A 20450-nucleotide genomic window follows, 5' to 3' on the forward strand; every position below is an offset into this window, starting at 1 on the left:
CCATGCAGGGGGTGCCGTCAACCGGAGGGCCCGAGCCGGGGCCGCCGCCGAGCAGCGAGGCCGCCCGTGCGCTGCGCGACGTGCTGCGGATCGCCGGCGACACCCGGGCCGCGCTGGCCCGCCGCCTGGGCCTGAACGCGACCGACGCCGCGGCGATCGACCACCTCGTCTCCAGCCCGGAGCCGCTGGGCCCGGTCGAGCTGGGCAACCGGCTCGGCATCCGGTCCGCCTCGGCGACCACGCTCGTGGACCGGCTCGTGCAGGCCGGTCACGTCGCCCGGACTCCGCACCCGTACGACAGGCGGCGGCTCAGCCTCCAGGTGACCGAGAGCGCCGTCGGCGAGGTGCTGGAGGCGCTGCGCCCGATGCTCGTCGGCATCGACCGGGCGGTCGCCCGGCTCACTCCCGAGCAGGCCGAGGCCACCTCGGCGTTCCTGCGCGAGGTCACCGAGGTGATGCGGGAGTACGTCGCCACCGCCCCGGACGAGCCGTCCCGGGCACGCGCCGACCGCGGCTGAGGAGATTCTCAGAAATAGTTTGGGCCCTGATGATTCGGGAGCTAATCTGACGCTCGTGAACATGGGCCCGCTCGTCCGCTTCCCCGACGCGTTGCACCACGCGCCACTCGGCCGGCTGATCTCGATCGCCGGTCACGTCGTCGAGCAGCACTGGGGGCGATACCTCGCCGAACACCACGGACTCACGTCCGCGGGCATGCGGGTCCTGATGATCCTCCTCCGCTCCGGCGACGTGAGCCACCGGGAAATGGCGGAGCTGTGCTTCGTCCGGCCCGCCACGCTCACCGGCATCGTCGACACGCTGGAACGCGACGGCTTCGTCAGCCGCCGTCGCGCCCCGGAGGACCGGCGCACGGTCCGGCTCACCCTGACCGACAAGGGCGGCGAGCACGCCCGCGCCATCATCGACATGATCCACAGCGACCGGCCGTTGACGTCGGTCGACGCCGACCCGGCCAAGCGGGCGGTGATCCGCGAGTTCCTGATCGAAATCATCACCGGCATGTCCGACGGGGACCTCCGTCGGTTGAACCGGGACAGCGAGTCCGACACCGAGCCGCCAACGGGGAGCCATCCGTGTTGATCCGCCTGCTCCGCACCCATCTGCGCCCGTACCGACGATGGCTGGCCGCCGTGGTGGCGTTCCAGTTCGTCGGCACCATCGCCTCGCTCTACCTGCCGAGCCTCAACGCCGACATCATCGACCGGGGCGTCGCCGTCGGCGACACCGACCAGATCCTGCGTACGGGCGGATGGATGCTGGTGGTCAGCCTGCTCCAGATCGCCTGCTCGATCGCCGCGGTCTACTTCGGTGCGAAGACCGCGATGGCGTTCGGCCGCGACGTACGCGGCTCGATCTTCCGGCGCGTCAACACCTTCTCCGCCCGCGAGGTCGCCCGGTTTGGGGCGCCGTCCCTGATCACCCGTAACACCAACGACGTCCAGCAGGTGCAGATGCTGGTGCTGCTGAGCTGCACCATGCTGGTGGCCGCGCCGATCATGAGCGTCGGCGGCGTGGTGATGGCGCTGCGCGAGGACGTCGGGCTCTCCTGGCTGATGCTGGTCTGCGTACCGGTGCTCGCAGTCGCGCTGGGCCTGATCATCCGCCGGATGGTGCCGGGCTTCCGGCTCATGCAGACCCGGATCGACACGGTCAACCGGGTGCTGCGCGAGCAGATCACCGGCATCCGGGTGGTCCGGGCGTTCGTCCGCGAGCCGTACGAGACCGACCGGTTCCGGGTCGCCAACACCGACCTGACCACCACCGCGCTGCGGATCGGGCGGCTCCAGGCGCTGATCTTCCCGATCGTGATGCTGGTGCTGAACGTCTCCAGCGTCGCGGTCCTCTGGTTCGGCGCCGCGCGGGTCGACGCCGGTCAGATCCAGGTCGGCGCGCTCACCGCGTTCCTGCAGTACCTGATGCAGATCCTGATGGCGGTCATGATGGCCACCTTCATGCTGATGATGGTGCCCCGGGCCGCCGTCTGCGCCGAGCGCATCGAGGAGGTGCTGGACACCGACTCGTCGGTGGTGCCGTCGCCCGACCCGGTCACCGAGGTCACCGGCCGGGGCGAGCTGGAACTGCGCGGCGCCGGATTCCAGTACCCGGGCGCGAGCGCACCGGTGCTGCACGACATCTCGTTCCGCGCCGAGCCGGGCCGGACCACGGCGATCATCGGTTCCACAGGCGCCGGCAAGACCACGCTGCTGACGCTCATCCCCCGGCTGGTCGACCCGACCGCCGGCGCGGTCCTGGTGGACGGCGTGGGCGTACGGGACCTGGCCCCGGACGAACTGTGGCGGCGGATCGGGCTGGTGCCCCAGCGGCCGTACCTGTTCACCGGCACCGTCGCCAGCAACCTGCGCTACGGCAACCCGGACGCGACCGACGCCGACCTGTGGGCCGCGCTGGAGATCGCCCAGGCGCGCGACTTCGTCGCCGAGATGCCCGGCGGCCTGGAGGCGCCGATCGCGCAGGGCGGCACGAACGTCTCCGGCGGCCAGCGGCAACGCCTGGCCATCGCCCGCGCGCTCGTCCGCAAACCGGAGATCTACCTCTTCGACGACTCCTTCTCCGCGCTCGACCTCGGCACGGACGCCCGGCTGCGGGCCGCTCTCAAGCCGGTCACCGCGGACGCGGCGGTGGTGATCGTGGCCCAGCGGGTCTCCACGATCGTCGACGCCGACCAGATCATCGTGCTCGAGGACGGGGGTGTCGTCGGGATGGGACGACATGAGGAACTGCTGGAGAGCTGCCCCACGTACGCCGAGATCGTCGCGTCGCAGCAGACGGCGGAGGTTGCGGCGTGAGCGCGAGGAGTGAGCCGGGGTTGCGAGCCCCGCAGTCGCGAACGAACGGGGGCACAGCGTGAGCGCGAGGAGTGAGCCGGGGTTGCGAGCCCCGCAGTCGCGAACGAACGGGGGCACAGCGTGAGCGCGAGGAGTGAGCCGGGGTTGCGAGCCCCGCAGTCGCGAACGAACGGGGGCACAGCGTGAGCGCGAGGAGTGAGCCGGGGTTGCGAGCCCCGCAGTCGCGAACGAACGGGGGCACAGCGTGAGCGCGAGGAGTGAGCCGGGGTTGCGAGCCCCGCAGTCGCGAACGAACGGGGGCACAGCGTGAGCGCGAGGAGTGAGCCGGGGTTGCGAGCCCCGCAGTCGCGAACGAACGGGGGCACAGCGTGAGCGAGAGGAACGGCGGGACGCCGTCGGTACCGCAGCAGAAGAACGAGCCGACGCGGCTGCCTCCGGCCGGGCGGCGTCCCGGCGGTGGCCCGCCGCACATGAGCATGGGCATGCCGGCCGAGAAGGCGATGAACTTCGGGCCGTCGGCACGGCGGCTGCTGGGGCGGCTGCGGCCGTACCGGCTCCAGCTCACCGGCGTGCTCGCGCTGGCCCTGGCCAGCGTCGGGCTCAGCGTCATCGGGCCGAAGGTGCTCGGCCACGCCACCGACATCATCTTCAGCGGTGTGATCGGGCGGCAGCTCCCACCCGGCACCACCACCGAGGCGGCGGCGGAGGCGGCCCGCGCCGAGGGCAACGGCAACTTCGCCGACATGCTGGCCCGGATGGACGTGATTCCGGGCGCCGGCATCGACTTCGACGCGCTGGGCCGGGTGCTGGCGTTCGCGGTCGTGCTCTACGTCGGCGCGAGCATGCTCCAGTGGGCGCAGGGCTGGGTGCTCAACGGGGTGGTGCAGCGCACAGTGCTGAGGCTGCGCGCCGACGTGGAGGACAAGCTCAACCGGCTGCCGCTGCCCTACTTCGACAAGCAGCCGCGCGGTGAGCTGCTGAGCCGGGTCACGAACGACATCGACAACGTGTCGCAGACCCTCCAGCAGACGCTGAGCCAGTTGCTCACGTCGCTGCTCACAGTCGTCGGCGTACTCGCGATGATGTTCTGGATCTCGCCGCTGCTGGCTGTCGTCGCGCTCGTCGCGGTGCCGCTGTCGGTGGTGGTCACCGGCCAGATCGCCAAGCGGTCGCAGGGCAAGTTCATCGCCCAGTGGAAGCACACCGGCGAGCTGAACGGCCAGATCGAGGAGGCGTACACCGGGCACGAGCTGGTGAAGGTCTTCGGCCGGCAGAAGGAGGTCGAGGCCGCCTTCCACGCCAAGAACGAGGAACTGTTCCGGGCCGGTTTCGGCGCGCAGTTCGTCTCCGGCCTGATCATGCCGGCGATGTTCTTCATCGGGAACCTCAGCTACGTCGCGATCGCCGTGGTCGGCGGCCTGCGGGTGGCGTCGGGCTCGATGAGTCTCGGTGACGTGCAGGCGTTCATCCAGTACTCGCGGCAGTTCACCCAGCCGCTCACCCAGGTCGCGTCGATGGCCAACCTGCTGCAGTCCGGGGTGGCCTCGGCCGAGCGTGTCTTCGCCGTGCTCGACGCCGACGAGCAGAGCCCCGACCCGGCCGAGCCGGCCCGGGTCGCCGACCCGCACGGGCGCGTCGAGTTCGAGCACGTCTCCTTCCGGTACGACCCGGAGAAGCCGCTCATCGACGACCTGTCGCTGGTCGCCGAGCCGGGTCACACGGTCGCCATCGTCGGTCCCACCGGCGCCGGCAAGACCACGCTGGTCAACCTGGTCATGCGGTTCTACGAGCTGGACGCCGGGCGGATCACGCTGGACGGGGTGGACATCTCCACGATGCGCCGCGACGACCTGCGCGGCCGGATCGGCATGGTGCTCCAGGACACCTGGCTGTTCGGCGGCACCATCCGCGACAACATCGCCTACGGCCGGCCGGACGCCACCGAGGAGGAGATCCTCGCCGCGGCCCGGGCGACGTTCGTGGACCGGTTCGTCCGCAGCCTGCCGGACGGCTACGACACGGTGATCGACGAGGAGGGCAGCAACGTCAGCGCCGGGGAGAAGCAGCTCATCACCATCGCCCGGGCGTTCCTGGCCGAGCCGTCGCTGCTGATCCTCGACGAGGCGACCAGCTCGGTGGACACCCGGACCGAGGTGCTGCTCCAGCGCGCCATGGCGGCGCTGCGCTCGGACCGGACGAGCTTCGTCATCGCGCACCGGCTCTCCACCATCCGCGACGCCGACCTGATCCTGATGATGGAGCGCGGCCGGATCGTCGAGCAGGGCACGCACGAGCAGCTCGTCGCCGCCGGTGGCGCGTACGCCCGGCTCTACCGGGCGCAGTTCAGCGGCGCGGTGATCTCCGACGAGGTGCCGGCGCCCGCCCCGGCCGGTCCGCCGGGAATGCGTGCCGGCACCGGCACGCCGGTCGGGAACTGACATGGACCCGGCCACAGGTCCGACACCGGCCCCCGTCCGGGTGCCTTCCCGGCACCCGGACGGGCCGGAGTCAAGCAGGCGGGAGCAGCCCCGCCGACCGGCTCGCGACCACCGCGCCGACCAGGCCCAGCGCCTGCTCGGCGGGCATCGGGTCGAGCACCCGGCCGTCGCGCAGGCGCAGCGACACCGAACCGTCGGCCGCCTCCCGGGGGCCGACCACCCCGGTGTACGGGACGCGGCGGCGGGACGCGTCCCGGATCCGGGCACCCAGGGAACCGGCGTGGTCCACCTCGGCCCGCAGCCCGGCCGCCTCGGCCCGGCGGGCCAGCCCGACGGCCGCGTCGGCAGACGCCGCGTCCACCGGGAGCAGCAGCAGCTGCACCGGGGCGTACCAGGCGGGGAACGCGCCCTCGTGCACCTCGATCAGGTACGCGAACAGCCGCTCCATGCTGCCGACCAGGCTGCGGTGCACCATCACCGGCCGTTTCCGGCGGCCGTCCGAGTCGGTGTACGACAGGTCGAACCGCTCCGGCTTGTCGAAGTCGAGCTGGACGGTGGAGATGGTCGACTCCCGGCCGGCCGCGTCCACGATCTGGATGTCGATCTTCGGTCCGTAGAACGCGGCCTCGCCCGGCGCCTCGACGACGTCCACCCCGTCGAGCGCGGCGCGGAGCAGTTCCTCGGCCCGCGCCCAGCCGGCGTCGTCGCCCACGTACCGATGGCCCGCCCCGCGCAGCGACAACCGGAACCCGGCGGGACGGACGCCGAGCGCGGCGTGCGCCTCGCCGATCAGCCGCAGGATCTCGCGGACCTCGTCGCCGACCTGCTCCAGCGCGCAGAAGTTGTGCGCGTCGTTGAGCGAGATGGCCCGCACGCGGGACAGCCCGCCGAGCACCCCGGAACGCTCCGCCCGGTACATCCCGCCCAGCTCGGCGACCCGCAGCGGCAGCTCCCGGTAGGAGCGGCCGCGGGCGCGGAACACCAGCGCGTGGTGCGGGCAGAGCGCCGGGCGCAGCACGAACTCGTCGTCGGCGCTCAGCCGCATCGGCGGGAACATGTCGTCGGCGAAGTAGCCCAGGTGCCCGGACAGCTCGAACAGCTCCCGCTTCCCCAGCGGCGGGGAGTAGACGTGCCGGTAGCCGGCCCGGCGCTCCAGCTCCCGGACGTACTCCTCGACGGTGTGCCGGGCGGCGGCGCCGGCCGGCAGCCAGATCGGCAGCCCGGCGCCCGCGAGCGGGTCGGAGACGAACAGCTCCAGGTCCCGGCCGAGCCTGCGGTGGTCGATCATGTCGCTCTCCTTGATCGGGTACGACCCGGAGGCGAGCAGGCCCGGAATGCCGCGAGGCCCCGGAGCGGATCGCCCCGGGGCCTCGTCGACGGAAACGTCAGTGCGGCGCGCCGGGAACACCCGGCGTCGTGGTCACTACCGCGCTGCGCATGCCCTGACGGTAGGCGCGCGGACATCGACGGCGCACCTGAGTTTCGGAGAGCGGGTGCGGGTCGCCGGCACGGGACCTGCCGGCGACCCGCGGCGGCCCGGTCGTCAGGAACGGGGGACCCGACGACTCCGGTGCCGCGTCCGACCAACGGTACGCCGGGAATCGACGAAGCGCCGCCCCGCCCCGGCTCGTGTGCCCCGGTGACCCGTCACTCGCGGGCGGGCCGCCTCGTTTCACATCTACGGCCTGCCGGTGTCGGCTGTCAACGCGCGGTGGGGCCGGTGGTGGTGACGCCGGACACGGCGTCAGGCTCGATCCGGTCGAACGGAGAACCCCGGCGAGGTGGCGGTCGTGGCCGAACTCATCTCTGACGTCGCGTCGCCCATGTGGGCGTACGCGCTGCTGCTGATCCTGCTGATCGCCGACGCCTTCGTCCCGGTGGTGCCGACCCAGCTCGTCATGATCACCAGCGGGGCGCTGACCGTGTACGGGGGGCTCAACCTGCCGCTGACCATCGCGGTCGGCGCGGCCGGTGTGTTCATCGGCGACCTGGCCTGCTACCTGATCGGACGCAGCACGCCGACCCGCCGCGCGGCACGCGCCACGCCACCCGGACGGGCACGCCGGGCGGTCACCCGGGTCACCCGTGGGCTGCGCGAACCGGGGCCGCTGGTGATCCTGCTCTGCCGTTTCGTACCAGGCGGCCGGATGGCGGCCTGCTTCTCGGCCGGGCGCAGCCGCTACCCGTACCGCCTGTTCCTGCCCTACGAGGCGGCGGCGGCGCTCGCCTGGGCCGGCTACGGCACTCTCGTCGGCCACCTGGGCGGTACGGCGCTGACCCACTCGGCGTGGCGGCTGCTGTTGATCGGCGGGGTGGCGGCGGCCGGGTTCGCGCTGGCCGGTTGGGCGATGACCTGGATCAGCAGCACCCGGCAGACCCGCCCCAAGGCCACCGCCGACTCAGCCGGCAACTGATGCGTTCTCGGGGGTCCGGTAGGGGACGACCCGGGTAGCGAAGTGGGTGGTGGTCCCCGATCCGTCTGGGGCGGTTCCGGCGACAGGCTGGCCGTATGCCTGGAACGCGGAGAAGCGGCCTGCTGGCCCTCGGCGGGATCGTCCTGGCGGCGGTGCTCGCGCTGATCGGTCACCTCGAGGTGAGCGACGACCTGGATCCCTGGTCGCTGACCGTCAGCGACTTCGCCGTCTCCGACCGGGGCGGCGTCATCGACACCGCGATGGCGGTGCTGGCGGCGGCCAGCCTGGTGCTGCTGCCGGCGCTGCGCCGGGCAGGTGCGGGCCGCGTGCCGCTCGCGCTGCTGACCGCCTGGTCGGCCGGGTTGCTGGCCGCGGCCTTGGTGCCCACGAACGAGCCGGGTACGCCCATGGACACCGCCGCGTACGTGCACAGGTACGCCTCGGTGCTGTCGTTCCTGGCCCTGCCGGTGGCCGGCTGGCTGCTGGCCCGTCACCCGGTCGCCGGCGCGGCCGCCTGGCTGCGCGGGCTGACCCTGGCCAGCCTGGTGCTGGCGGCCACGATGATCTGGTCCGCCTACCCCGGCGACCGAGCCCTGCTGGGCCTGATCGAACGCGCGCTCATCCTCACCGAGACAGCCCTGCTGGCCACCCTGGCACTGCACCTCACCCTCCGCCCCCTGACCCGAGCAGAACAAGGGGGGCCGGGTTACTCCAGCTCGTGGAGCATGAGCTGGCGGGCGGCCTCGGTGATGGAGCCGGACAGGCTCGGGTAGATGGTGATGGTGTGGGCCAGCTCGTTCACGGTGAGGTTGTTCTCCACCGCCATCGTGATCGGCAGGATCAGCTCGCTCGCCTTCGGCGCCACCACCACGCCGCCGATCACCTGGCCGCTCGCCGGCCGGCAGAACAGCTTGACGAAGCCGTCGGCCAGGTCGTCCATCTTCGCCCGCGCGTTGCCGGACAGCGGCAGCATCACCTGGCGGGCCGGAGTCTTGCCCGCGTCCACCTCGTCCTGGGAGACGCCGACGGTGGCCAGCTCCGGGTCGGTGAAGACGTTCGCCGCGACGGTACGCAGCCGCAGCGGCCGGACGGCCTCGCCCAGCGCGTGCCACATGGCGATCCGGCCCTGCATGGCCGCGACGCTCGCGAGCGGCAGCACGCCGGTGCAGTCACCCGCCGCGTAGATGCCCGGCACATTGGTACGGGAGACCCGGTCCACCGTCACGTAACCGCCCCGGGCCAGTTCCACGCCGTACTCGGCCAGGCCCAGGTCGGCGGTGTTCGGGATCGAGCCGACCGCGATCAGCGCGTGCGAGCCGGTGACCTGCCGGCCGTCGGAGAGCACCACCTCCACGCCGTCGCCGACGCGGCGGACCGCCTCGGCGCGGGAGTTGTTCAGGATGCTCATGCCCCGGTTGCGGAACACCCGCTCGATCGCCATCGCGGCGTCGGCGTCCTCGTGCGGCATGACCCGGTCGCGGCTGGACACGAGCGTGACCTTGACGCCCATGGCCAGGTACGCGCTGGCGAACTCGGCCCCGGTGACGCCGGAGCCGACCACGATCAGGTGCTCGGGCAGCTCGGGCAGGTCGTACACCTGGCGCCAGGTCAGGATGCGCTCGCCGTCCGGTACGGCGGTGGGCAACTGGCGGGGGGTCGCGCCGGTCGCGACGAGCACGGTCGACGCGGCGATGGAGTACTCCTCGCCGCCGCCGGCCGGGGTGACGATCACCCGGTGGGTGTGGCCGAGCGTGTCCTCGCCCAGCCGGGCGGTGCCGGCGACGAACTCGACGCCGGCCTTCACCAGCTTGGTGTGGATGTCGGCGGACTGGGCCAGCGCGAGCCGCTTGACCCGCTCGTGCACCGCCGGGGCGTCGACGGTGACCGCCTCCAGGCCGTCGGAGTGCACCCCGAACTCCTCGGTGTCCCGGTAGCCGGTGACCACCTCGGAGCTGGCGATGAACGTCTTGGAGGGCACGCAGTCGGAGAGCACGCAGGCGCCACCGGCGCCCTCCGCCTCGACCACTGTGACATCGGCGTCCAACTGCGCGGCGACCAGAGCCGCCTCGTACCCGGCCGGCCCGCCGCCGATGATCACGATCTGGCTCACAGAGCCGTCCCTTCGTTCGCGACTGCGGGGCTCCGCTCCGCTGCACTCCTCGCGCTCACAGCAATTGCCCCTCGTCTGTGCTCACAGTGACTTTCTTCTCCCCGTCGGGTTCGACACGCACTGTCGTATTCTCCCCCACCCGCCAGCCGGGCTATCGTCGTCGCCGTGCGTCTCTACGCTGCTTACGGCTCGAACCTGGACCCCGCCCGCATGCGCGCCTACTGCCCGCACTCGCCGATGGTGGGCACCGGCTGGCTTGAGGGGTGGCGGCTCACCTTCGCCGGCGAGGACGTCATCGGGTGGGAGGGCTCGGTCAGCACCGTCGTCGAGTCCCCCGGCGACCGGGTGTTCGTGGCGCTCTACGACATCCACCCGTACGACGCCGCGCAGCTCGACGAGATCGAGGGCGTGACCGCCGAGACGTACCGCAGGCTGACCGTCCGCGTCTCGACGCTCGACGGCGACGTGACCGCGTGGGTCTACGTGTTCGACGGGTACGAGGGCGGGCTGCCCACAGCCTGGTACCTCTCGGAGATCGCGAACGCCGCGGAGAAGGCGGGCGCGCCGGACGACTACGTCACCGAGCTGCGGTCCCGCCCCACCGGCACCGCGTCCGCGTAGCGCGTCTCCCACAGCGAACAGTGTGCGCCGGACAGCCGTCCGGCCGCTCGGCGACCCCGGTCCGCGGGTGCCGGGTCACACCCGCGAGGCGGGCACGCTCCGCTCGTACATGTCGGTCCAGCGTTCCTCCACCAGCCCGACGGAGCGGTAGAGCGTGACCGGCGCGGTCGGGTTGGCCAGGTCGACGCCCAGCCCGGCCCCGGCGCGGCCCTTCGCCGCGTAGACCGCGAAGGCCCGGCGCAGCAGCGCAGCACCCACCCCCCGACGCCGGTACGCGGGCAGCACCGACAGCGTCCGCACCCACCCCAGGTCCTGGTCGAGTGCCTGGTCGGAGGACTGGAGCGCGCCGGCCGGCTCGCCGTCGACCTCGGCCAGGAACCACTCGTCCCAGACCTTGCCGTACGACGGCAGCAGGTCCCGCCACCGCTCGAAGTCGAGCGGGTCGTGGTCGGGGGTGTCCCGGAACGCGGTGTCGTAGATCCGGTGGAACAGCCGCAGGTCGCTCTCGTCGTCGGCGCGCAGGGGCCGGACTGTCACCCCGGGCGGGGGCGGCGGCTCGGCGGGCAGGTCGGCGAGCGAGCGGCTCATCCGGATGTAGCGCTTGACCCGGGTGAACCCGGCCTCGGTCAGCTCACCGGCCCAGCGGGTCTCCGGCGCGTACACGCCGGTGCGGGCGGTCAGCGCGGGCAGGCCGCGCTCGGCGGCCCGTTCGGCGACGCGTTCCAGCAGCCGCGCCAGCAGTGGCGCGCGCAGGTCGGCGCCGCGGTCGGGGTCGACGAGGACGTCCACCCACTCCCGGCCCACACCGCTCGGGTTGGCCAGGATCGACCAGGCCACCGCCGTGCCGTCCGGGTCGGTGACCAGCCAGGAGTCCCGGGCCGGGTCGACGAACGGCGCGGTCAGCGCGGACCGCACGTCCTCTTCGTCGAAGTCGGGGTAGCCCACGGCGAACGTGTCGGAGGCATGCACCACCGCCAGGATCGCGGGCACGTCGTCGAGGGTCGGGCGGCGGGCCGACCAGCCGGCGGGGAGCGTCACGGGCCAGATCGTGGCAGCCGGACCGGCCGCCTCGCCTCCCATTTATCCGCCGCGGGCGCGCTGCCGCGCGGCGCCGAGCAGAGTCAGCAGCTCGGCGCCCTCGGCGGTGCTCAACGCGCGGAACGCCGCCGACGCCAGCCGGTCGGTCACCGCCTCGGCCCACAACCGGCGCCGCACGAGCGGCCCGACCGGCGGGTACGGGGGCACCCAGCCGCACGCGGCCGCGCCCGTCTCGCCCTCCGGCCCGGCCAGCACCGCCTCCAGCGGCGTCAGCCCGGCCGCGCGCACCGCCAGCAGGTACGCCCCGGCGAAGTGCTCACGCAGCAGCAGCATGCCCACAGCCGCCCGTGCACCGGGCGACGGATCGGGCACCGGCATGGCGCGCCAGGCGGCGAACAGCGGCATGCCGCTGCCGTCCGCCGCGTCGACCGCCCGGCCCAGCAGCGCGGCGAGCCGTGACGACTCGGCGCCGTCGCCCAGCCGGGCGGTGCCCCACCGGCAGCACTCGGCCAGGTTGGCGGCGGCCACCTCCAGCGGCGGGACGGTCCGCGCGGCGGCGTCCCAGCCGTCGGTGACCGCCTCCGGTGCGATGAAGCCGAGCGCCGCGGCCACGGTCTCGGCGCGGACGTCACCGAGCGCACCGGCCCGCCCGGTGATGTAGAAGGCCCACCCGGAGATGCCCAGCAGCCGCGCCCGGCGCAGCGTGGACGGGCAGCGGGCGAACGCCTCCCCGAGTTCGAGCACCAGCGGTTTGCAGGCGGCGGCGAGCTGTTCCGGAGTCATCGGCCGCCCGTCGCCGTCACTCCACCGAAGCCATTCATCACGCTCAGTCTGCCGCGTGGTCACCGGTGTCGGCATCCCCCTCTTCGGCGTCGAGCGCCTCCAACACGGCCTCCACCTCTCCGGCCCGACGCCGGGCCGCGGTGACCGCCCGTTCCGCGCCCCGGCGGGCCAGCCGGGCCCGGCTCAGGTCCTGCTCGGCCACGGCCCGGCGACGCTCCAACTCGGCCAGTTCGGTCTCGATCCGGTCGAGCGTCGCGGCGCCGTCCCGCTCGGCCGCGTCGGCGGTCGCCAGCTCCTTCTCGGCCCGGTCCAGGTCCGCGCGGGCCCGGGTCAGCTCCCGGGTCGCGGTCCGCCGCCGCCCGGCCCGTTCGGCCCGCGCCGCCCGCTCGTCGCGGGCCCGGCGCGCGTCGGCCCGCTCGGCCGCCCGGTCCGGTACGACCGGCTTCTCCTCGCCCCCTGTCACGAGCCGCAGCTGGGGGCGGGGCACCTCGCCGAACCCCGCGTAGTGGCTGGCCCGCAGCAGGCGTCCGGCGCGTACCTGCTCGGCCACCTCGGTGTCGGACAGCGCGGCGTTGAGCGTCGCCTCCACCTCGCCCAGCGGCAGCTTCCCGGCCGGGGGCGCGGCGGGTTCGGCGGCGGCGAGCCGGCGTACCTCCGCCACCAGCGCGCTCACGACGGCGCGCCGCTGCGCGGAGAGTTCCCGCAGCTTGCCACCGCGCAGGTCGCGCTGTGCGGCGCGCAGCGACTCGGCGAGCTGGGTCAGGTCGGCGACCAGCTCGGGCCGACGGATCGCCAGCAGGTTGACCAGCCAGGCCGCCACTGTGGGGCGGCGCAGCCTGCCGATCTCCCGGGCGGTACGCGGGTCGCCGGACTGCCGTGCCTGCGCGACGGCGGCGTCCCGGGCCGCGACGAACCGGTCCGGCGGCGTGGCGTAGAGCTGCCGGATCACCTCCGCGGGCACCTCGGCCATGTTCAGGCGTCGATCCGGGTGCCCGGCTCCAGACGGCGGTAGTCGGTCTTGGACAGCGCCGTGTACTGCCGGTTCAGCACGCCGAGGCCGTTGTCGTTCAGCAGCCCGTCGTGCAGCGCGTACGCCCGGCGCGGTGCGACCGCGCGGATGAAGTCGACCACCTCGGAGAACTTCGACCAGGGCGCGTGGATCGGGGCGAACAGCGTGTCCACCTGCACGTCGTCGGGCACGAACAACGCGTCGCCCGGGTGGTAGACCACGTCGGCGAAGAGGTAGCCGATGTTCTGGATCACCGGGATGTCCGGGTGGATGACCGCGTGCTGCCCGCCGTACGCCCGCACCGGCACCCCGGCGACTGTGAACGACTGTCCCGGCTCGACGGTCACCAGCGCCTCGGCGGCGTCGCCGAGCACCCCGGCCAGCGAGGCGGGGCCGTGCACCGGCACCGGCCGCCGCTCCAGCGCCCGGGTCAGCGTGCCGACGTCCACATGGTCCGGGTGTTCGTGGGTGATCAGCACCGCGTCCGCCCCGTCGAGCGCCGCCGGATCGCTGAAGACACCCGGGTCGACGACGAGCACCGCACCGTCGTGCTCCAGCCGGAGACAGGAGTGGGCGTATTTGGTCACCTGCATCGTGACTCCTCGAATACCGAATCGTGATGTCCTCAGCGCAGTCTGCCGGAACCGGCGCAATGACGCGTCACGTCCGAGGTATCGGTCCCGGTGCGGGGCCGTCGACGATCGGAGTACGGGGAATGGGCGGACGACGATTCCGGGGCGTGGCCCTGGTGGCTGTGAGTCTGATAGCGGCGCTGAGTGTGGGTGCCTGTGGCGCGGTCGGTGACGGCGGCAGCGACTCGGCCGCGCCGGCGGCCGACGGAGGCGCGGGACGCGACCAGGACGCCGAGGGCGGCGCGGACGGCGGGCAGGCCGCTCCCGGCGGCACCGGCGGCGCGGACCTGCGGGTCGACCAGAGGTCCATCATCTACACCGGGACCATGCAGGTCCGGGTGGACGATGTGGAGGCCGCCGCGCGGGAGGCGACCACGGCTGTGACAGCGGCCGGCGGATTCGTCGGCGCGGACCGCCGGTCGAGCCGGGCCGCCGAGGCGCGGGCGGCGCTGACGCTGCGCGTGCCGGCGGACCGGTTCACAGCGGTGATCGACCGGCTCGCCGGACTCGGCCGGCAGGAGCGCCGGGAGATCCGCACCGAGGACGTCACCGAGCAGGTGGTCGACCTGGACGCCCGGATCGCCACCCAGCGGGCGCGGGTGGAGAGTTCCCGCAAGTTGCTCGCCCGGGCCACCTCGGTGGACGAGTTGGTGCGGCTGGAGAACGAGGTGGGCACCCGGCAGGCGGACCTGGCCGCGCTGGAGGCCCGCAAGCGGCGGCTGGCGGACCTCACCTCGCTCTCCACCATCACCGTGACGTTCCTCGGTCAGGACGCCAGCACCGCCGAGGAGGAGGCCGACCTCGGCTTCCTGGCCGGGCTGGGTGGCGGCTGGTCGGCGTTCCTGGCGTCGGCCCGGGTCCTGCTCACAGTGCTCGGCGCGGTGCTGCCGTTCGCGGTGGTGATCGGCGTACCGCTGTGGTTGCTGCTCCTGTGGCGACGCCGGGTGCGGGCCCGGCGGACGCCGCCGCCCGACCCGGACCCGGCGGCGCCGATGCCGACCGGACCGGCCGGCGGTCCGGTCAGCGCGCCGCCGCCACTGCCCGCAGCGCGGTCTGGACCATGAGGCGTACGCCGGCCTCGATGGCGCGCTCGTCCACGTCGAACGACGCCCGGTGCAGGTCCACGTTGGGCCCGCTGCGGCCGACGCCGAGGCGGGCGAGCGCGCCCGGCACGTGCTCCAGGTACCAGGAGAAGTCCTCACCGCCCATGCTCTGCGGCGTCTCGGCGATGCCGTCGGGGCCGAGCGCCGCTGCGGTGGCCGCGGTGAGCACACCGATGGCTCCGGCGTCGTTCGTCACCGGGGGCCGGCCACGCAGGTATTCCAGGTCGACCGTGGCGCCGGTGGGGGCGAGCACGTCCCGTACCACCTGAGCCACGATCTTGGGCGCCTGGTCCCAGGTGTCGCGGTCCATCACCCGCAGCGTGCCGGCCGCGCACGCCTCGGACGGGATGACGTTGTAACGGGTGCCGGCCGAGGCGTGGCCGAACACCAGCAGCAGTCCGCTGTTGGCCGGCACCCGGCGGCTGATCAGCGTCGGCACCTCGGTGACCAGGCGGCCGAGCGCGTCCACCAGGTCGACGGTCAGGTGCGGGCGGGCGGTGTGCCCGCCCGGCCCGGTGAGCCGGACGGTGACGTTGTCGGCGGCGGCGGTGATCGGGCCGACCCGCAGGCCGACCTTGCCCACCGGCAGGTTCGGGTCGCAGTGCAGCGCGAAGATCTGCACCACGTCGTCCAGGCCGCCGGCCTCGATGACCTCCAGCGAGCCGCAGGGCAGGATCTCCTCGGCGGGCTGGAAGATCAGCCGGACCCGGCCGTCGAGTCGGCCCGTGTCGGCGAGCTGGGCGAGCAGCATGCCGACGCCGAGCATCACCGACGTGTGCACGTCGTGGCCGCAGGCGTGGCAGACGCCCTCCACCGTCGAGCGGTACGGCACGTCCTTCGGGTCGCTCAGCGGCAGCGCGTCGATGTCGGCGCGGAGCGCGATCACCGGCCCGTCCGGGCGGCCGTCGATGTCGCAGATGACGCCGTTGCCCTTCGGCAGCAGGCGCGGCTTGAGACCGGCGAGGGAAAGCTCTCGGTGTACCAGGGCGGCCGTCTCGAACTCCTCGCCGGACAGCTCCGGGTGGGAGTGGATGTGACGGCGGGTGGCGATGAGGCCGGGTACGCGCAGCGCGAGCAGATGGTCGAGCTCGAAGGGCAGGGGCTGGTAACCGGTCGGCGCCTCGGGCCGGGACGACGACAGCAGGCCGCCGGAAGGCAGCGTCAACGCACTCGTCACGTCGAATTCTCGATCACTAGAAGTGGATGGATCTTCGGGGCGGACAGCAGACAGCCTAGACCTCCGACGGTGACGCTGCGCAACATCTTTCGCGTAGCGGTCGGACCGCGCAGCGTCACGAATGCCCTGGTGAGAGGGCTCGAATATCTGCGGGACAGCAGGTAGATCGCGGTCGAACGCCGTCATCCGCCTCCCACCTCCTACAACGCGTAACCGTTTCAACGGCCACAAATACCGGCCCGTCGTTCCGAATTGTCGCATTAGTCGCGGCAATTAACTGCCGCTCCGACAATTGCACGACAACTGTCGGCTGCCGGAAGACTCCCGACGGTGACACGGGCGCCCGACCCCCGACCGCACACGCTGTCCGTCCCGTTCACCCGATCGGGTTACCCGAAACGCCGAATCGCACACGCGAAGGCGGCCCGCGCCGCACACCGAGGGTGCACGGCGGGGCCGCCTCCGGACAGGTCAGAACCGGTCGCTGGGCCGGTAGATCCCCCACACCTCGCGCAGCGTCCCGCAGACCTCGCCGACCGTGGCGCGGGCGCGCAGCGCCTCCTTCATCGGGTAGAGCACGTTGGCGTCCCCCTCGGCGGCGGCACGCAGCTCGGCCAGGGCCCGCTCGACCGCGCCCGAGTCCCGCTCGGCGCGCAGCCGGGCCAGCCGCTCCCCCTGTGCCGCCTCGATCGCCGGGTCCACCCGCAGCGGCTCGTACGGCTCCTCCTCGTCGATCTGGAACCGGTTGAGCCCGACCACCACGCGCTCGCCCGAGTCGATCTCCTGGGCGATCCGGTACGCGGACTGCTCGATCTCCCGCTTCTGGAACCCGGCCTCGATCGCGTCCACCGCCGAACCGTGGTCGAAGACCCGGTCCATCAGCTCGGTGGCGGCCGCCTCCACCTCGGCGGTCATCGCCTCCACCACGTACGACCCGGCGAACGGGTCGACGGTGGCGGTCAGGTCCGTCTCGTACGCCAGCACCTGCTGGGTCCGCAGCGCCAGCCGGGCCGCCTTCTCGGTGGGCAGCGCGATGGCCTCGTCGAAGCTGTTGGTGTGCAGCGACTGGGTGCCGCCGAGCACCGCGCCGAGACCCTGCACCGCGACCCGGACCAGGTTCACCTCCGGCTGCTGGGCGGTGAGCTGCACGCCCGCGGTCTGGGTGTGGAACCGCAGCATCATCGACTTCGGGTTCTTCGCGCCGAACTCGTCGCGCATCAGCCGGGCCCAGATCCGCCGGGCCGCCCGGAACTTGGCGACCTCCTCCAGCAGCGTGGTGCGGGCCACGAAGAAGAACGACAGGCGGGGCGCGAAGTCGTCGACGGCCAGCCCGGCGGCGAGCGCCGCGCGGACGTACTCCACGCCGTTGGCGAGCGTGAACGCGACCTCCTGCGCGGGCGACGCGCCGGCCTCGGCCATGTGGTAGCCGGAGATGGAGATGGTGTTCCACTTCGGCACCTCGGCCCGGCAGTAGGCGAAGGTGTCGGCGACCAGCCGCAGCGAGGGCTTCGGCGGGAAGATGTACGTCCCCCGGGCGATGTACTCCTTGAGGATGTCGTTCTGGATCGTGCCGTTGAGCGCCGCGCCGGGCACGCCGTTCTCCTCGGCCACGAGCTGGTAGAGCAGCAGCAGCACCGAGCCGGGCGCATTGATGGTCATCGAGGTGGAGACCTTGTCCAGCGGGATGCCGCCGAACAGCGTGCGCATGTCCTCGATGGAGTCGATGGCGACACCGACCTTGCCCACCTCGCCGTGCGCGATCGGGTCGTCCGAGTCGTACCCCATCTGGGTGGGCAGGTCGAACGCGACGGACAGGCCCATGGTGCCGGCGCGCAGCAGCTGGTGGTAGCGCGCGTTGCTCTCGGTCGCCGTGCCGAACCCGGCGTACTGTCGCATGGTCCAGGGCCGGGACGTGTACATCGTCGGGTAGACCCCGCGGGTGTACGGGAACTCGCCCGGCTCGCCCAGCCGGGCGTCCAGGTCCGCCGGAAGGTCTGCCGCCGTGTAGACGCCCTGGATCGGGAAACCCGACTCGCTTGACCGCGCATCGCTCATTACCGGATGGTAGGACGCGCAGACCGCCAGGTGGGTGAGGGATACCGCACACCTCACGGCGGCGACCCACCGGAGGTGAGCGGCCGACCACATACCGTCGAGTAGGTAAACGCCCGCCGCGTCGGGTTTCGCATCGGGCGTCGGAACCAGCAAGATAGAGGGGTTGTGTCCCAGCCCCCTCGATATCCCCCGGTGGCTTTTCTGTGACTCAGATTCCGACGTGGAGCGGCGGACCGGCCAGTCCCCCCACTGGACGCGCGGCGCCCGGCACCACCATCGGTGGTCGCTACTCGCTGCGCTCCCCGGTGGGCAACGGAGGCATGGGCACGGTCTGGCGGGCCACAGACACGTTGCTGCGCCGCGATGTGGCGGTCAAGGAGGTCGTCCTCCCGCCGGGGCTCGCCCCGAGCGACCGGGATGCGCTCTACGAACGGACGCTGCGGGAGGCCCGCGCCGCCGCCGCGATCCAGCACCCGGCGGTGGTGCAGGTCTACGACGTGGTCACCGAGGGTGGTCGCCCGTGGATCGTGATGGAGCTGCTGGACGCCCGCAGCCTCGCGGACATGGTGATCGAGGACGGGCCGGTCGCACCGCGCGCCGTCGCCAAGATCGGAATTGCGCTGCTCGGCGCGCTGGAGGTGGCGCACGCCATCGGCGTGCTGCACCGCGACGTCAAGCCGGCGAACGTGCTGATCTGCACCGACGGCCGCTGCGTGCTGACCGACTTCGGCGTCGCCCGGATGCCCACCGACGTGCAGCTCACCACGCCCGGCATGGTGCTCGGCTCGCCGCACTTCATCTCGCCCGAGCGGGCCATGGGCCAGGAGTTCGGGCCGCCGAGCGACCTGTTCTCGCTCGGCGTGACGCTCTACACCGCGGTCGAGGGCCGGCCACCGTTCGACAAGGGCGACCCGATCGAGACCATGCACGCGGTGGTCGAGGACCCGCCCGCCACCCCGCAGCGCAGCGGCCCGCTGACCGGCGTGCTGATGGGGCTGCTGGAGAAGGACCCGGCCCGCCGGATGGACGTGCACCGGGCCCGGGCCAACCTGCGCGAACTGCTCGCCGGTCCGCTGACCAGCACCGCCACCGCCGTCAACTCGGTCACCGACCCGTACGCGGTGGTGCCGGTGCCGCGCCCGACGACGCCGCCGGCCATCGTGGCGGAGCCGAAGCCGAGCGGGCAGATCGGCGGTCGCGCGATGATCGGCAAGGACGAGTCGCTCACCGACCGGCTCGCCGCGCTGCGCCGCGGCGAGCGGCCCCAGGCCGAGAAGACCGCTGCGGGTGCCGCGGCGCTCGACGAGACCAGCGCCGACGCGCTGGCCGGCCCGCTGCACACGCCGACCGGCGCGATGTCCGGGCCGGGCACGCCGGAGGCCACCCAGCGCATCTCGCCCGACGCCACGGTCCGGCTCGGCCAGGGCGCCGGAGCGGACGCGACCCAGGCGGTGCCCACCGCTTACGGCCGCACCGCCGACGCCACGCAGCCGGTGTACGGCGGCGGCAACCAGTGGTCGGTGCCCGGCACCGGCCAGGCGTGGACCACACCGGCCACCGCGCCGGCCGCCGCCGGTGGTGGTGGCGGCGCGCTCGGCAGCGCCAAGGGCCTGCTCGGCCGGGTGAAGGCGTGGCCGCGCAAGGTCCAGCTCGCTGCCGCCGGCGGCCTCGCCGTGGTGCTGCTGGTGAGCGTGATCGCGCTGACCAGCGGCGGCGACGACGCTCCCCCGCCGATCGTGGGCGCGCTGCCGTCGAACTCGGCCGCCGCCGCGCCGGAGATGCAGGAGCAGACCGTCAAGGGCGTGACCATCCAGGTGCCGAAGGGCTGGCAACGGCAGACCGGCGGCCTCTTCGTCGACTACGTCGACCCGAACGACGAGGGCCGCAAGGTGCGGGTCATCGCCGAGAAGTGGGGCGGCACCTCGATCAGCTGGGCCGAGTTCGCCTCGCGGAACCTGAAGAGCAAGACCGCGAACAGCAAGACCTGCCCGGCCCCCTACACCGAGTTGTCAGTCTCCGAGCAGCCACTCGCCGGCCAGACCGCGGGCCAGCTCGAATACACCTGCGGCGAGGGCGAGGCCATGCGGCACGGCATCTGGCGGGGCCTGGTCAAGGACGGCAAGGTCTACTCGTTCTACCTCTCCACGACCGACGCACGATTCGCCGAGAGCAAGCCGATCTTCGACGCGATGGTCGACTCGTTCCAGCTCACGGCGGCCAACTGAGTCGAGGCCGACGGCCA

17 protein-coding genes are annotated in these 20450 nt (G+C 72.8%); 9 read left to right on the forward strand and 8 right to left on the reverse strand.

Translation table 11 applies throughout. The features are described from left to right. Positions 1–2 precede the first annotated feature (2 nt). The 4 genes from Q3W68_RS04205 to Q3W68_RS04220 all read left to right on the forward strand — a co-directional run bounded on the left by Q3W68_RS04205 (position 3) and on the right by Q3W68_RS04220 (position 5266). Positions 3–518 (forward strand): MarR family winged helix-turn-helix transcriptional regulator, encoded by a 516-nt coding sequence (locus tag Q3W68_RS04205; protein WP_302904173.1) that lies wholly within the window; start codon positions 3–5, stop codon positions 516–518. A 61-nt stretch (positions 519–579) separates the two neighbouring features. Next, positions 580–1101, forward strand: coding sequence for a MarR family winged helix-turn-helix transcriptional regulator (locus tag Q3W68_RS04210; protein ID WP_120573976.1), 522 nt, complete (start codon positions 580–582; stop codon positions 1099–1101). Beyond that, positions 1095–2828 carry an ABC transporter ATP-binding protein gene (locus Q3W68_RS04215; RefSeq protein ID WP_302904174.1) on the forward strand — a complete coding sequence of 578 codons (1734 nt, stop codon included), beginning with the start codon at positions 1095–1097 and terminating at the stop codon, positions 2826–2828. The genes Q3W68_RS04210 and Q3W68_RS04215 overlap by 7 nt, the downstream gene beginning before the upstream one ends. A gap of 470 nt (positions 2829–3298) precedes the next feature. Beyond that, positions 3299–5266: an ABC transporter ATP-binding protein gene (locus Q3W68_RS04220; RefSeq protein ID WP_302904951.1), complete on the forward strand. Its 1968-nt coding sequence runs from the start codon at positions 3299–3301 to the stop codon at positions 5264–5266. 70 nt (positions 5267–5336) lie between these two features. Here the strand turns inward: Q3W68_RS04220 and thrS are convergent, their stop codons facing one another. Further along, the gene (thrS, locus tag Q3W68_RS04225) at positions 5337–6554 is read right to left on the reverse strand and encodes a threonine--tRNA ligase (protein WP_302904175.1); all 1218 of its coding nucleotides are present in this window, start codon (positions 6552–6554) and stop codon (positions 5337–5339) included. Between the two features lie 502 nt (positions 6555–7056). On the opposite strand from thrS, the gene Q3W68_RS04230 reads away from it, so the two are divergent. Beyond that, positions 7057–7680, forward strand: a complete 624-nt coding sequence (locus tag Q3W68_RS04230; RefSeq protein ID WP_302904176.1) for a DedA family protein — start codon at positions 7057–7059, stop codon at positions 7678–7680. Between the two features lie 95 nt (positions 7681–7775). Further along, positions 7776–8453 carry a DUF998 domain-containing protein gene (locus Q3W68_RS04235; protein ID WP_302904177.1) on the forward strand — a complete coding sequence of 226 codons (678 nt, stop codon included), beginning with the start codon at positions 7776–7778 and terminating at the stop codon, positions 8451–8453. Here Q3W68_RS04235 and Q3W68_RS04240 read toward each other — a convergent pair. Beyond that, complete coding sequence (locus tag Q3W68_RS04240; RefSeq protein WP_302904178.1) at positions 8387–9790, reverse strand: NAD(P)H-quinone dehydrogenase; 1404 nt, start codon at positions 9788–9790, stop codon at positions 8387–8389. The two genes, Q3W68_RS04235 and Q3W68_RS04240, sit on opposite strands and share 67 nt — an antisense overlap. 165 nt (positions 9791–9955) lie before the next feature. Between Q3W68_RS04240 and Q3W68_RS04245 the strand changes: the two genes are divergently transcribed. Then, a complete protein-coding gene (locus Q3W68_RS04245; protein ID WP_013284020.1) occupies positions 9956–10411 on the forward strand; it encodes a gamma-glutamylcyclotransferase in 456 nt (151 codons plus the stop codon). Between the two features lie 75 nt (positions 10412–10486). Here the strand turns inward: Q3W68_RS04245 and Q3W68_RS04250 are convergent, their stop codons facing one another. Genes Q3W68_RS04250 through Q3W68_RS04265 form a run of 4 tightly spaced genes read right to left on the reverse strand, consistent with a single transcriptional unit; the run spans position 10487 to position 13834 of the window. Next, positions 10487–11449 carry a GNAT family N-acetyltransferase gene (locus Q3W68_RS04250; RefSeq protein ID WP_302904179.1) on the reverse strand — a complete coding sequence of 321 codons (963 nt, stop codon included), beginning with the start codon at positions 11447–11449 and terminating at the stop codon, positions 10487–10489. A 42-nt stretch (positions 11450–11491) separates the two neighbouring features. Continuing rightward, positions 11492–12232, reverse strand: a complete 741-nt coding sequence (locus Q3W68_RS04255) for a hypothetical protein (RefSeq protein WP_302904180.1) — start codon at positions 12230–12232, stop codon at positions 11492–11494. A 43-nt stretch (positions 12233–12275) separates the two neighbouring features. Continuing rightward, positions 12276–13202 (reverse strand): hypothetical protein, encoded by a 927-nt coding sequence (locus Q3W68_RS04260; protein ID WP_302904181.1) that lies wholly within the window; start codon positions 13200–13202, stop codon positions 12276–12278. A gap of 2 nt (positions 13203–13204) precedes the next feature. Continuing rightward, positions 13205–13834: an MBL fold metallo-hydrolase gene (locus Q3W68_RS04265; protein WP_302904182.1), complete on the reverse strand. Its 630-nt coding sequence runs from the start codon at positions 13832–13834 to the stop codon at positions 13205–13207. A gap of 122 nt (positions 13835–13956) precedes the next feature. Between Q3W68_RS04265 and Q3W68_RS04270 the strand changes: the two genes are divergently transcribed. Then, positions 13957–14937 carry a DUF4349 domain-containing protein gene (locus Q3W68_RS04270; protein ID WP_302904183.1) on the forward strand — a complete coding sequence of 327 codons (981 nt, stop codon included), beginning with the start codon at positions 13957–13959 and terminating at the stop codon, positions 14935–14937. On the opposite strand, the gene Q3W68_RS04275 is transcribed toward Q3W68_RS04270, so the two are convergent. Both Q3W68_RS04275 and Q3W68_RS04280 read right to left on the reverse strand, forming a co-directional pair. Further along, the gene (locus tag Q3W68_RS04275; protein WP_302904184.1) at positions 14894–16153 is read right to left on the reverse strand and encodes an amidohydrolase; all 1260 of its coding nucleotides are present in this window, start codon (positions 16151–16153) and stop codon (positions 14894–14896) included. The two genes, Q3W68_RS04270 and Q3W68_RS04275, sit on opposite strands and share 44 nt — an antisense overlap. 471 nt (positions 16154–16624) lie before the next feature. Beyond that, positions 16625–18208 (reverse strand): methylmalonyl-CoA mutase, encoded by a 1584-nt coding sequence (locus Q3W68_RS04280; RefSeq protein ID WP_174534108.1) that lies wholly within the window; start codon positions 18206–18208, stop codon positions 16625–16627. A 203-nt stretch (positions 18209–18411) separates the two neighbouring features. Between Q3W68_RS04280 and Q3W68_RS04285 the strand changes: the two genes are divergently transcribed. Further along, a complete protein-coding gene (locus Q3W68_RS04285; RefSeq protein ID WP_302904185.1) occupies positions 18412–20433 on the forward strand; it encodes a serine/threonine-protein kinase in 2022 nt (673 codons plus the stop codon). Positions 20434–20450: the final 17 nt, after the last annotated feature.

It is taken from the genome of Micromonospora sp. C28ISP2-4, from assembly GCF_030519385.1.
Classification (GTDB): Bacteria; Actinomycetota; Actinomycetes; order Mycobacteriales; family Micromonosporaceae; genus Micromonospora; species Micromonospora tulbaghiae.